Raw genomic sequence first — 12,817 nt, 5'->3', positions numbered from 1 at the left:
AATATTTACTCAAATAAGGTATGTACTACACTATGTCAGTTATCACTTCTCATGTAATGACCTCCTGGTCGGAAATAAAAACATTACAAACTGACTGGAACCCCTTATTAGAGCAATCCGATGCAGATAATATATTTCTCACCTGGGAGTGGATGGAAAGCTGGAAAGATACCTGCTTTGCTGACACAAAATTATTGTTTATTGTATTAAAAGAAAATAACAAACCGATTGCGATTGCCCCTTTTTATATTCAGCCTTACCAACTCCTTAAGACATTAACCTATCAAGTATTACGATTTGCAGGGGATCAAGGGATCGGCTCTGAGTACTCCAACTTTATTGTTAGAAAACAAGATAGTGTTAATTTAAAGCAACAGCTTTGGCAGACACTACTAGCAAAACAAACAAGCTCTCATTGGGATCTTATTTGGTACACGAATGTCAGCAGCTGGACAACTGGTGGTCAAAGCTTAATAACATCATTGCAACAAACTCCTGAACTACGTTTAGCGTCACGTGAGGTTGATTTCGCTAATACCAGCTTAAAATCACTATCCCTGTCCCTCCTACCTGAACTATCAAAAAGCTTACGTACTAATATAAAGCAGACTCAAGGTTATTTATCGAAGTTAGGAGAGTGGCAAGTAAGCTATTGTGAAGACCCTGTATTACTTGATAAAAGTTTGCAGCAATTATTTGAACTACATAACTTACGCTGGCAACGTACAGGTCTTAAAGGATCCTTTCAGCGACGCCCAGAAATGGCTACCTTCTATCAAGACTTTACAAGAAAAGCATTACATAGAGGTTGGTTAAGATTAGCTGAATTAACATGTGACGATAAAACCCAAGCAGTACAAATTGGTTATGTATATCGCGGGCAATTTTTTGCCTTACAAGAAGGTTTTAATCCAGACTTCCAAAAAGGCACAGGCCAAGTATTACGTTATCACGTCATGCAAAGGTGTATTCAGGAAGGCTTAACGGATTATGACTTTTTGGGTCAGTATACAAACCACAAAAGGCGCTGGTTAGCTAAACAACGCAATGGGCAACATCTACTTATTTGGCCAAATAAGCTGAAAAACACACTCTTTAACTTTTTCACTATTTGGCCAACGGGAAAATACCTTAAACCAGTTAGATTAAATAAATGACTTAGTTTAAGGCACCGTTTATTTCCAGGCAATACTCGTAACAAACTCACTATTACCATTAATATCAGCGGAAAGTACTAAAGTAGTAATTGGCACTTTCTGGTGGTAGCCTCGACTCAACCAACCTAATGAAGGTGTCTGTCTATCGTCACTAGGAACACCTTGAACCAATGTAGCTTTAACTTGTTCTGACAAGCTGATCACGACTTCATTATCCCCTAAAGTTATATAACAACTTCCTTGATCAAGACGTATATCCTGACAAACTTCAGATAAATGAAAATAGATGGCAATATCATGTTGCGCTGTTGCTTTGACATAGTCAGTGATCACTATCTGTTGTTGTGTAATATCTAATTCAATATCACGTTGATGGGTAACAGGTGATGGTAGGCGTTGATAACCATCATGTGCAGCCACTATTTTTCCACCACTTTTCGAGGGTGACCATTCAATACAAGTTGACTGAGCATGTGACTCCCACATAAATGGGCCCGTCATAACAGATTGATCAAGTCCATCAACTTCTAGCGTATTATGTGCTTGTGTTTTACGAAAGTGGTTACGCCATTCAGGGAAACTAAAGTAATCATAAGTACCTGTATCCACAAATAAATCATGTTGATTAATACGCACAACACAACTTAAAGCATCAGCATGACCATGCGCTGCTATCGCCGTATAACCTAACTCTGCGACATCCATTAAGATACTCGCCTGGTTATTATCACTAACCTTACCTGCTTGTAATAGGTAATAGCCTGCATCTTCAAAAGCAATGGAATTTAAAGCTAAGTCAACAACCACCCCTCGATTGATTTTTGCTTGCCTATTATTAAATAGCCAAAAACTTGATTCACTACTTTTAGTCTGAGGAGAGGCAAAAAGTGGATCATCATAAAAATGCCCCATCACATCTGTAAGTGCATTAATATCATGTACATGATCCCCAAGATCTAGCACATAACCGTCATCTTGGTCACCTAACATAGGGTAATGTTCACCGCCTTCAGCAATGCGAACAACAAACTGTGATAAACTTTTTAAGGTTTTCCAATAACTATCAGAAAAATCATCATCACTCCATTTACCTGTTAATCCTGTAACCAGATAAAATTGCAATACAAAAAACTGATAACTAAAAGCATGCTCTTTAGTACAACCATCATCAAAGGTTTGCGCAACCATTTCTCTTTCTAATATTTGTTTGCTCGTATCTTTCCACGTAGCGGCATCTCTTAACATTGAAAAGTAACTAGCTGCAATGTAAACACCCGCTGCTTCACCCACCAAATGGTTATTCGCTGAAGTTCCTTGTGAAAACTTACTGCTCACATCACGACAATGAAGAAAAACACTTTCTAGTAGGCGTGCTTTAAAGTCTCCGACAAATAAACCACTCTCTTTAATAAGATCAATGGTCCATACCCAGTTAATTAAACGAATCGCTAACTCTAAAGGACTGCGCCAATTCATGCCTTTACCGTAGGGGTTTTGATCTAACCAATGAGTCATCTGTGCAACGGCAGCTTGTGCATATTGAATGTCACCAGTCACTTGATAGGCTCTTGCTAATACCACCATTTGATGGTGACGATTGGGCTCCCAGACTAGCTTACAGTCACCATTGACCTTAAAGTCACGATAATTGACGTCCAATATATGCCCAGTATTTGCGTAGATATTCGCACTATGATCTTTATGCCAATTAATAGGGGTTTCTAGGTGCTTATTGTGTAAATCGAAATAACTTAATTTATTTGCCATCACCATCTCAGCTTTAGCTAATAAAGGTGCCTTCCACTCAGTATTATAAGCAGATAGTTGACCGGTAAACACAGTAAAACCAGGGTTAAAATCTGAGCTAGATTGATAACCTTTAACAAACTCCGCTTTAGACACCCAATTAAACTGCACTCTTATACGCTCAACCCAAGCTGCAGATAATGAAATAATACGCCAAGTGATTTCACTCAAGCTCATCATCTGAATGCGTTTAATATACCAAGTAACAGTTTGCATTGGGTTTTCTACCTAAAATTAAGATTGATTTGAATTAAGATAAGTGTCAATAAACTCACTTAATTGTTGTTCAGCCATTGCTTGATTTTCACCGTCAAAGTCAAAACTAACTGCGACTAGAGTAGCCCCAGGTTTCCCTATTAACGCCGCTTTAACTTCCGCTAATTTAGCCATTTTTTTATCGCTAGTGACGGTCTCATTAATGACATACCAAGATGCAACCAAACGGTACCTGTGTGCCGATCTTTTTAATACCACTAAGTTCGCTTGTGACAAACTTGAAGAGTCCGGCACTGCTAATTTTTTCTCTGCTATTTCTGTCCAAAAGTCTTCATCAAACAGGTAATTTTCTACAAAGATCATTTCGCTAGCTTGCTCTTGTTTATAGTAATCAGCTAGATAAACCTGAAAACCTAATGACTTATCAATGTAATAGGAGAATCGCTCTTGAGTGGCGCCTTGTGAATAAGGTTTCCAGCTTGGGCTGTAGGGTTTATCACGACTGACTAATTGATAATTATCTAAGCTTGGTTCAACAAAAGCATAATTTTCATCATATCGAGACGGGATCCAGTAAGAAGCTACCACAAAAGTAATTAAAACAATTAAAGTAATAGACGCCTGTTTTTTATTCAAAGAAGACTCATCACTAGTTTCAGGCTGAATAAGCTCTTGGCTCTCATCTTCAGGTCTTTCTTCAAAAAAAGTACGGGCAATATAGATAAGTGGAATTAAACAAACAGCAAACACAATCCATCCAAAGGTGAGGTGATCATGTACGATGAAATGATTCATCTCAGTATATGTGCCCACTACGATGATAATCATCACCCTTAACCAGTTGGCAATAATAGCAATCGCTAAACTAATAATTAAAAAATTTAAGGTTCTTTTAGTGGACAACTTATTAAAGTAGCTTACACAAAACGCCAGTAACGCCGCGACCATAAAAAAGCCTAAACCAGAACAAGCTGGGTCAACATCGAACATACCACCCGCTGTCGATAATCTATAATGGTCACGGTCTACGGCAATGCCTAGTAACTCAGGTCCCCACACTCCAGCTTGAGTTGACAGCTCACGCAAAGGCAATTGCAGCATGTTCCAAACTGGCATTATCAATAACAGCATCAATAAGGGGATGAAAAAAGCTCGCAACATTTTCCAACCATAAAAACAAAAAACAAGGAAACGAGAGTGCTATAAAAAGCTAATTGCTGTAATTGTTGGATACTGGATAATAATGCCACTAAGAAAACAAATAGACTAGACACCAGACAGACTAAAGCCAGACTGTAATGCCCTTTGGATAAATTAGTTGCTTGTAAACGATGTCGCTGGAGATAAAAAACATACACCACGACAATAATCCCTAAAAATCCGTGACTATAGGGTCCATCACTGTTCCATTCGTCGAAGATAGTGAGTAAAACAAGTGTGTTTACAGCAAATAGAATAATCAATGAGATAGTAAACAAGCTTTGTACTGAAATCTTTTTAAACAAAATAAGCCCCTACAAAAGCTTGGTATAATTGAATTGTGTTCACGGCGCTAGCACTTCGTTATATACAGCAATCGTGCGTGCAGCTACCTTTTCAACATGGTAGAGATCTCTCGCTAGTTGTTTAGCTTTAAGGTGCATTTTCCTAGCCAGTTTAGAATCATTTAAAATTAACTCACATTTGCTCGCGATATTGTATTCATCAAAAGGGTTAATTAGATAACCTGTTTCACCATGTTTGACCATATATGGCATGCCGCAACGATTCGAAGTTACTACTGGCACACCCACCGCCATCGCTTCTTCAATGCCCATAGGGGAGTTTTCTTCCAAAGAAACTAAGCCATAAATAGCTGCCTGACATAATTCAGCCTGAACCTCTTGTGTTGAGATTCGCCCTAAAAGTATGACTCTTTGTTGTAAGTTATTTAACGCAATAAATTCCATTAATTGCGATGCATAATCTTGATCAACAACACCACCAGCAATTCTTAATTCAACCTCAACACCTCTATCAACAAGTATTTTAACTGCTTTAACTAGCTGTATTACGTTTTTACGAGGTGAAATCACCGCTGAAGTAAAGATCACATTCTTGCGAGGTTCTCTTGTTAAATCAAAAAACAGCTCAGAGATAGGATTATCTATATCAAAAATATGTGCTTTGGTGACACCGGTTAATCGTTCTCTCACATAAGGGCTAATGGAAATTATATTGGGTTGCTTACGCCAACTGGATTTTTCTATTATTTTCCAGATTTTAGAGCGCAATACATTAAACTTCCCGTTCGCTAATAACGTATCACCATAAATAAACCCATGGACGGTAAATACTTTAGGCATATTTAAATCTTTAACCATAATGCCATAAGTATCATGCGCATGAATTAAATCAGGGGATATTTCTTTAACCTTACCTTCGATTAACTGTTTACCTTTCTTTAATGCATTGATTAGCTCACTTCCAGCAGGTTTGGGAATTCGATGAATGGTTGTATTTTCAAGCTTTTCAGTAGACTCGGTTATAGTATCAGGGCACAAGGTGATGACATGTAATTCAAATTCAGAATAAGCTGCCAACGCAGGAACTAAATTAACACTGACGGCTTCAACTCCACCGTGCGGCCTGTCTATATCAATAGGAAACTGTGTAACAAACGCTAATTTTATTGGCATTATTCCCACCTTACTTTGACAATTCACTGAAAATAGCTTCGAAACGTTCCATTACTTGTTCAACAGAGTGATTCTTTACATAATATTCACGTGCATTGTTAGAGTATTGTTGCCATAACTCAGGATTCGAACAGAGCTTTTTAATACCCGAGACTAAGTCGTCTTTTGTGACGGCATCAAAGCCTAGCTGACGGTCTCTGATCAAGTGGTCTGGGTCAAAGGTAGAAACAATAGGCACTCCTTGGCTCCATGCCTCTAAAAAGGTATTAGGAAACCCTTCATAAACCGATGAACAACAAAATACGCTTGCACTGCGGTATAAGTTCGGCATGTCTGCACGAGCAACCATCCCCAGATAGGTTACATTGTCGAGACTATTCATTGTGTTTAAAACACTTTTAAAATAAGCGTCTTCTTGTTGAGGGCTACCTCCAACAATAAAGTCATATTCAGGTAAGCTCTTTGCTACCTCTAAGAATAACTCTAAACGCTTACTTTCATGGATCCTAGCGGCCCATAAAATGGAGGGAGATTGTTGGTTTAATATAATTTGTTCATATTCATCATGACGAGGGCCTGGACATGGCATAGGCATGATCTCAGAATTAAGTTTAAAACCCGACTTTAGAGAGTTCATCTGTTTTTTAGTTTGCGATAAAATATAATCTGCATTGTTCAAACCATAACGATACAAGATCCTTTCTCGATAGGTATTCATTACTGGTAAATTATAATCTGCATCAGAATCATTAGCTAAAGAGTATAAAAATTTTTTATTATTCTGCTTGCACCATAGGGCAACTTGACCCGTTATATATTCACCACAGTTTTGATAATAAACATCAGCATCAGCACGTTTCATGGCAGCAATTAACCCCGTCCAACGAGGGTGGAAAAAACGAAGTCCTTTTAAACCTGCATTTTGACGACATATTTTAATAACATGAATGCCGTCTATGACTTCATCTTGATCACTGCCTTCTGCCCAAGTTAACAAAGATACTTTGTGACCTTTTGCCACTAACCACTTTGCCATCAAGCTCGTTTGTCTTTCTACACCACCTATTGACCCCTGACTTCCACCAGTAACAGCACCATAAGCAAAATGAGACACGAGACAAATATTTAGCATGATAATTTACAACCCTAACAATAAAATAGATAAAACGAGATAATCATTATTTCGTATTAAGCAGGAATAACAGTTCAGGAATTGTTTTATGTGCAGGAAAATTAAAGCGTTTTAATGTCATTAAATCATCCTTTGATTGACATAATCCAACATCCGTTGAAAATGCAGCTTGATAACCAACTTCTTTTACTAGTTGCTTAGAAAGCTTATTATAATTGCCATTAGGATAACAAAAATAATCACATTTGACTGCTAATTCCTTTTCAATACAGACTTTTGATTGCTTTAACTGTGATAATATTTTGCTTTCTATTAAACAATCTAAGCGTAAATGATCCTGAGTATGACTAGCAACATCAATACGATTATCAGAGGTCAATTTTTTTAAAATGTCCCATGAAACAACCGCAGACCAATCATCTTCATGACAAATATCTTTTAAAGCAGATCCTGAACGCTCTTCTAAGGTGTCACATAAAGAATCAAATAAGTAATTAAGCTCAATATCATCACTAAATTTATCCTTGCAAATATCCCGAAACTTTTTATAACTACCAACCAAGGCATCGCGGCTTGTTGCATCAAATGTATAAACATCATCTTTATGGGTCAAAGAAAGAACCTCCCCATATTCTGCTGCAAAGCATAATCTAGACGGTCAAACCAAAAGGAAGCCCTGAATTAACGTGATTCGTTACAACAAATATAACTGGCTTAATATCGTATTTTTCACAAATAGGCAGCGCATAATCAATATTATTACGGTAACCATCATCAAATGTAATCAATAAAGCATTATCAATAGGTGGAATTTTATCACTTAAGATATCGATAGATTGCTGTACGGTAATAAAATGATAATGCTGGGAAAGCATCTTTAGCGTTCGGTCAAATTCTTTAACGGAAAGTTGCTTACGCAATGGAGACCAAACAGTTTTGGTATCAGGGTCCATGACACCATGTACCATTAACACACAAATTTTATGACGATTTTTGTGGTGAAGAAGCTTTAAAAAACCTGAGTAATATAGAGCTTTGATAAAACTAATTTTTATAATGTTTTTAAGTTTCATAATATCAAATCATATTTACTTCTATAAAAGCTCACCATGAAAATTTACCGTTAGATTTAGATATTCTATAACCTAATATCCACATCTTCTTTTGGTAAAATATACTTCAAATCATAAAGAACATGTTCTTTTTTACCTAATTGTCTAATTTCATCAGCCCCCATTTTTTTAAATTGCTCATGAGCAACAGCAATAATAATGGCGTCATATCTGCCTTTTTTGGGGCCTTCAGTTAATGTTATATTATATTCTTCGAATGCCGACTCAGGTGAACACCATGGGTCATAGATATCAGGGGTAATATCATATTCTTTTAAACCTTTAATAATATCAACCACTTTAGTATTTCTTAAATCAGGGCAATTTTCTTTAAAAGTTAATCCCATTAATAAAACTTTGGCATCTCTGATATGAATTCTTTTCTTTAGCATCTCTTTTACAAGTCTTGAAACAACAAAGTCCCCCATACCATCATTTATACGTCGCCCCGCAAGTATCATATCTGGATAATACCCTGCAGATTCAGCTTTATGCGTCAAATAATATGGATCAACACCAATACAATGCCCACCTACCAAACCAGGTCTAAAAGGAAGAAAATTCCATTTAGTTCCTGCTGCTTCTAATACATCTAATGTATCAATACCTAGCTTATTAAAAATAATAGAAAACTCATTAATCAATGCAATATTGATATCTCTTTGCGTGTTTTCAATTACCTTAGCAGCTTCCGCTACTTTAATAGAGCTAGCTTTATGAGTACCTGCAGTAATAATCGTTTTATAAAGATCATCGACAATTTCAGCAACTTCAGGTGTTGAACCAGCTGTTACTTTGAGAATATTAGTGACTCTATGTTCCTTATCCCCAGGATTAATTCGCTCGGGGCTATATCCAGCAAAGAAATCTTTATTAAAAGTTAAACCAGATACTCTTTCAACGACAGGTATACAATCTTCTTCAGTCGCTCTCGGGTAGACGGTCGACTCATAAATAATAATGTCTCCACGGCTTACTACTTCTCCTAACATTTCACTAGCTCTTATTAACGGAGAGAGATCAGGTTGTTTATCTTTATCTACAGGAGTAGGAACCGTGATAATATAAATATTAGCGTTTTTTAAGTCGGTATGTGATGAGCTATAAATTAAGTGAGGGGATTCACTTAATTCTTGTGAAGTACACTCTAATGTTGAGTCAACCCCTTTAGATAAAGCAATTACCCTTTCAGAATCAATATCAAAGCCTAGCGTATTAAATTTTTTGCCAAACTCAACCGCAAGTGGTAAACCAACATAACCAAGTCCAATAATTGCAATTTTTGTAGTAGACGTATCAAGCACTTTTTAATTTCCTTCCTGTTAATATGAGTTATACACATAACTTTTATTAACCTTGTAAAAAACATATGGAATAATAAATTTAGCGATTTAATAGCAAAGCTTGATATTGATTGAATATCCCTTCAACATAACTTTCTATTGTAAAATTAACTAACTTTTCTTCTGCTGCAGTACAAAATTGTATTTTTAATTCTGAGTCTATAATTAAATCTAGTATTTTCTTAGATAAGTCGCTGACATTCTCACGCTCGAACAGAAAACCATTCACTCCATCTTCTATAATACCTGGAATTCCTCCTGTATTTGTTCCAATACAAGGAATTCCTGCAGCCATTGCTTCTATTAATGCAGCTCCAGCCCCTTCTGACCTAGATGGAAAAATAAATATATCGCTAGCCTTTAAAATATTTGGAATATCACTTCTATTACCAGCGAAAACAACACTACCTTGCAAGTCATTAACTTTAATTAAGGTGACTATTTTATTATAAAAGGATTGAGATGTTGTTTTCCCAACAAGTAATAGCTTTGCCTGTGGTATTTTTTTACGTACTTCCACAAAAGCTTGAACACTTATATCCCAACCTTTTACTTCTGCAAAGTGCCCAACAGAAACTAGCACAAGGTCACTATCTTTAAATTTAAACTCTTCACGTATACCAACACCTGTTGCTGATAAGTATTTTTCAACAGGTACAGGCGCATGGATAACCTTAATTTTATTTTCAAAACCGATTTGCTCAGAGACCTCTTTCTTAACGGCATCACTTATTGCAAACACTTTATCTGCACACCAGCAGGTAACTCTTGTACTCGGCATAACCTTACGAATACCTGTCAGTTTTACATTTTTCTCATAAGCAGCTGACATTGATAATTTAGACCAGATTTTCACTCTTACATTAGCAAGGAATGCTCCGATAATTGGACTCGTATGATCATTATGACAATGAAAAATATCGCACTTTATTTTTTTAAAAATATAAACGTTCGATAAATGCATCCAAAATCAAAACTTTTTGTTGACCTTGGTAAATAAACAATTGTACAACCAGCTTCAATCATCGGTTCAATCAAATGAACGTCTTCCGGTTTCTTAGATAAAACCAGCCAATTATTCATCCCATTAGCATTACATTTTTCAATTAGCTTTAGCGTTCTCAACCATTTAGAAGTAGGAGTAATAGGAAAACCTCCCCAGTAATGGACAATATTTATAACATTATTCAAAATGGCCTACCTATTAATAAAAGAGTATCATTTAACGATTTTACATCACAAGAAAACATATAAATTCTAAAAAATTAAATATTATGTGATTATGAAAAAATAACTATTAGCTGTAACAATGCTAGGTGAGCTAATTTTAATATGTTTAGAGAAACAAAAAATACCTATAAATATATAAATTAAAAGTAAATGGTGTATTTAAATCATCTAAAAGGCTAAAAGTATATGTTGCATATAATACATACACTTAATAGTAATTAAGCTTTAATTTAAAATAAAATTTATTAACTAATGACTTAAAATAGAGCAACAATACTTTGCTTTTTATTTGGAAAACTATGATTTATTCAAATTACTTCTATAATCATTTTAAGGACAATTAAACTTATTAAAAAAAACAATCTATAAGAGTATTTACGCATGGAGCAAAGATGAACAGTCTATCAAAATATATATCATGTTATCTATTAACATTTCCAGCAATAAGCTTTGCTTTTGAATATCCTCTTGGTATACCTGAAGCTTGGATATCGCCTGATGTATCAGCCCCCACTCCCCTTCAGATTGGACATCTGAAATAACTGATATGTACTATATTGATGCTTCAGATGCGAGCTGCTCAACTAAAGTCACTTATGGTTCTGAAAGTGAGCCTAGGTGTCGATTCCCTTCTTCAATGGCGGCTGGTTCGTATGTTGAGATACATGGTGGGCCATATGAATACACTAGTACAATTTATCTTAAATCGGAAGGAACTGAGTCTGAGCCTGTTTGGGTAGTTGGTGCAGAAGGCAACTCAATAAAAATGTCTCTGGTATTATATGGAACTTACCTATATGTAGACAATTTAAATATCAGTGGGGATAAAGGGATTTCTGCTCGACCTTATCGTGACCTGCAAACGGACCATATAATGGTACGTAACACTATTATCACGGGCACAGGCTCATTAGCAAATGGCACAACAGGCATTGCTGCAAAAGGTAGCAGTGGTTTACAGTTTGAAGGTTTTATTGCCTATAACAATACCATCTCATATATGGGTGATTCGGAATCTGAAACAGAAAATGATCGACATGCTTTACAAACTGGAAGCTATATTAATAATGTATGGCACTTATATAATACCACTCACCATAATGGTGGAGATGGAGTTCAATACTCTCATGGGGGTGTAGATGCTCATCATTTTTATTATGGGGGTAACACAAGCTATAGCGAAAGAGAGAACTGTGTAGACATAAAACAAGCTGATGATGTAATCATTAGTAGTAATACTTGTTATGATATTGAGAACATCTTCATCTTCCCCAGGTGAGTGTATGGTCGTTCATTATGACCCTAGTAGGATTTGGTTCATTAACAATGATATATCTGAATGTATAACGGGTATAAAATCAACTGGTGCTTTTGATGTTCATATTACGGGTAATAATATCCATGGCATGAAAGAAAGTGCTAGCGAAACACATAGTGATATATCTAGTTATCAAACTGGTGTAGGCATTACAGCCTACAATACCGGTAATATTTACATTAGTAACAATACTATTACAGATGCAATTAGAGGCATCGCCTATGAAGCAGTTTCTGGATATGAAGCTGATATAAAGAGTAATATCATAGCAAATCTACACGATGGCGCTTATACAGGAAATAGTCAATATGCGATAATGCTAAAAGGGGATGATACCACTGTCGATAACTCTGATATTGAAAACAACCTTTTCTATAACCCTATGAGACTTCATATTGATGGAAAAACATACACTGATTTAACTTCATTAGTTTCTGCAGGAAAATGTAATGATAACGGGGGTAGTTGCCTTGATACTGATCCAAGCTTTTTAGATGATAAAAGTTATAGCTTATCTTCAAGTTCAGCAGCTATAGATAAAGGCAGTAAAGCTAGTTCTTATACAAGATACGAAAACCTTTATGGAGAATCAATCACTTCAGACATATTAGGCTATGTAAGAACAGATACAACTATTTGGGATATTGGAGCTTATGAGAGCTCTACAGGAGGGCAATCAGATTCATCTTTATATAATTTACCTGATGCGCCTGAAATCTTAAGCATCGATATAACAAATTAGTTGATTAGAAAAATACAAAGCAGGTTAAAGAACTATACATCTTGTTTAACCTGCACTTAAGTTCGATCTCATCATCTCAACCA

At 36.0% G+C, this 12,817-nt stretch carries 12 protein-coding genes and 1 pseudogene; 3 read left to right on the top strand and 10 right to left on the bottom strand.

What is annotated here, in order from left to right; translation table 11 throughout:
* Window positions 1-32 precede the first annotated feature (32 nt).
* Entirely contained in the window at window positions 33-1,157 is a 1,125-nt protein-coding gene (locus ACLKL2_RS15045; RefSeq protein WP_413692352.1) for a GNAT family N-acetyltransferase, read from the top strand.
* 18 nt (window positions 1,158-1,175) lie between these two features.
* On the opposite strand, the gene ACLKL2_RS15040 is transcribed toward ACLKL2_RS15045, so the two are convergent.
* The 10 genes and pseudogenes from ACLKL2_RS15040 to ACLKL2_RS14995 form a co-directional block, all read right to left on the bottom strand.
* The gene (locus ACLKL2_RS15040; protein ID WP_413692351.1) at window positions 1,176-3,179 is read right to left on the bottom strand and encodes an alginate lyase family protein; all 2,004 of its coding nucleotides are present in this window, start codon (window positions 3,177-3,179) and stop codon (window positions 1,176-1,178) included.
* Between the two features lie 18 nt (window positions 3,180-3,197).
* Window positions 3,198-3,845: an exosortase C-terminal domain/associated protein EpsI gene (locus ACLKL2_RS15035; protein ID WP_413694338.1), complete on the bottom strand. Its 648-nt coding sequence runs from the start codon at window positions 3,843-3,845 to the stop codon at window positions 3,198-3,200.
* A gap of 54 nt (window positions 3,846-3,899) precedes the next feature.
* Window positions 3,900-4,642 (bottom strand): annotated as a pseudogene (locus tag ACLKL2_RS15030) (exosortase/archaeosortase family protein); the annotation flags it as partial.
* Window positions 4,643-4,723: 81 nt separating this feature from the next.
* Window positions 4,724-5,857: a glycosyltransferase family 4 protein gene (locus tag ACLKL2_RS15025; protein ID WP_413692350.1), complete on the bottom strand. Its 1,134-nt coding sequence runs from the start codon at window positions 5,855-5,857 to the stop codon at window positions 4,724-4,726.
* 10 nt (window positions 5,858-5,867) lie between these two features.
* Window positions 5,868-6,989, bottom strand: a complete 1,122-nt coding sequence (locus ACLKL2_RS15020; protein WP_413692349.1) for a glycosyltransferase family 4 protein — start codon at window positions 6,987-6,989, stop codon at window positions 5,868-5,870.
* Between the two features lie 46 nt (window positions 6,990-7,035).
* Window positions 7,036-7,602, bottom strand: coding sequence for a polysaccharide deacetylase family protein (locus ACLKL2_RS15015; protein ID WP_413692348.1), 567 nt, complete (start codon window positions 7,600-7,602; stop codon window positions 7,036-7,038).
* Window positions 7,603-7,639: 37 nt separating this feature from the next.
* Window positions 7,640-8,062, bottom strand: a complete 423-nt coding sequence (locus ACLKL2_RS15010; protein WP_413692347.1) for a polysaccharide deacetylase family protein — start codon at window positions 8,060-8,062, stop codon at window positions 7,640-7,642.
* 65 nt (window positions 8,063-8,127) lie between these two features.
* A complete protein-coding gene (gene tviB / locus ACLKL2_RS15005; RefSeq protein WP_413692346.1) occupies window positions 8,128-9,405 on the bottom strand; it encodes a Vi polysaccharide biosynthesis UDP-N-acetylglucosamine C-6 dehydrogenase TviB in 1,278 nt (425 codons plus the stop codon).
* A 79-nt stretch (window positions 9,406-9,484) separates the two neighbouring features.
* A complete protein-coding gene (locus ACLKL2_RS15000; RefSeq protein ID WP_413692345.1) occupies window positions 9,485-10,300 on the bottom strand; it encodes a glycosyltransferase family 4 protein in 816 nt (271 codons plus the stop codon).
* Between the two features lie 71 nt (window positions 10,301-10,371).
* Window positions 10,372-10,635, bottom strand: coding sequence for a hypothetical protein (locus tag ACLKL2_RS14995; RefSeq protein ID WP_413692344.1), 264 nt, complete (start codon window positions 10,633-10,635; stop codon window positions 10,372-10,374).
* A gap of 586 nt (window positions 10,636-11,221) precedes the next feature.
* Between ACLKL2_RS14995 and ACLKL2_RS14990 the strand changes: the two genes are divergently transcribed.
* Together ACLKL2_RS14990 and ACLKL2_RS14985 are read left to right on the top strand one after the other, a co-directional pair.
* Window positions 11,222-11,953, top strand: coding sequence for a hypothetical protein (locus ACLKL2_RS14990; protein WP_413692343.1), 732 nt, complete (start codon window positions 11,222-11,224; stop codon window positions 11,951-11,953).
* 4 nt (window positions 11,954-11,957) lie between these two features.
* Window positions 11,958-12,734: a choice-of-anchor Q domain-containing protein gene (locus ACLKL2_RS14985; RefSeq protein ID WP_413692342.1), complete on the top strand. Its 777-nt coding sequence runs from the start codon at window positions 11,958-11,960 to the stop codon at window positions 12,732-12,734.
* The last annotated feature ends 83 nt before the right edge of the window (window positions 12,735-12,817 follow it).

It is taken from the genome of Psychromonas sp. KJ10-2 (assembly GCF_047323255.1).
Classification (GTDB): domain Bacteria; phylum Pseudomonadota; class Gammaproteobacteria; order Enterobacterales; family Psychromonadaceae; genus Psychromonas.
Note: the sequence above shows the minus strand (reverse complement) of the source record. Positions and strands in the feature narration are given on the sequence as shown.

What these genes read in the sequence shown, in the direction of transcription:
- ACLKL2_RS15045 (WP_413692352.1), top strand. Translation starts at nt 33, where the DNA reads ATGTCAGTTATCACTTCTCATGTAATGACCTCCTGGTCGGAAATAAAA.
- ACLKL2_RS15010 (WP_413692347.1), bottom strand. Translation starts at nt 8,062, where the DNA reads ATGAAACTTAAAAACATTATAAAAATTAGTTTTATCAAAGCTCTATAT.
- ACLKL2_RS15040 (WP_413692351.1), bottom strand. Translation starts at nt 3,179, where the DNA reads ATGCAAACTGTTACTTGGTATATTAAACGCATTCAGATGATGAGCTTG.
- ACLKL2_RS14990 (WP_413692343.1), top strand. Translation starts at nt 11,222, where the DNA reads ATGTACTATATTGATGCTTCAGATGCGAGCTGCTCAACTAAAGTCACT.
- ACLKL2_RS15025 (WP_413692350.1), bottom strand. Translation starts at nt 5,857, where the DNA reads ATGCCAATAAAATTAGCGTTTGTTACACAGTTTCCTATTGATATAGAC.
- ACLKL2_RS14985 (WP_413692342.1), top strand. Translation starts at nt 11,958, where the DNA reads ATGGTCGTTCATTATGACCCTAGTAGGATTTGGTTCATTAACAATGAT.
- ACLKL2_RS15020 (WP_413692349.1), bottom strand. Translation starts at nt 6,989, where the DNA reads ATGCTAAATATTTGTCTCGTGTCTCATTTTGCTTATGGTGCTGTTACT.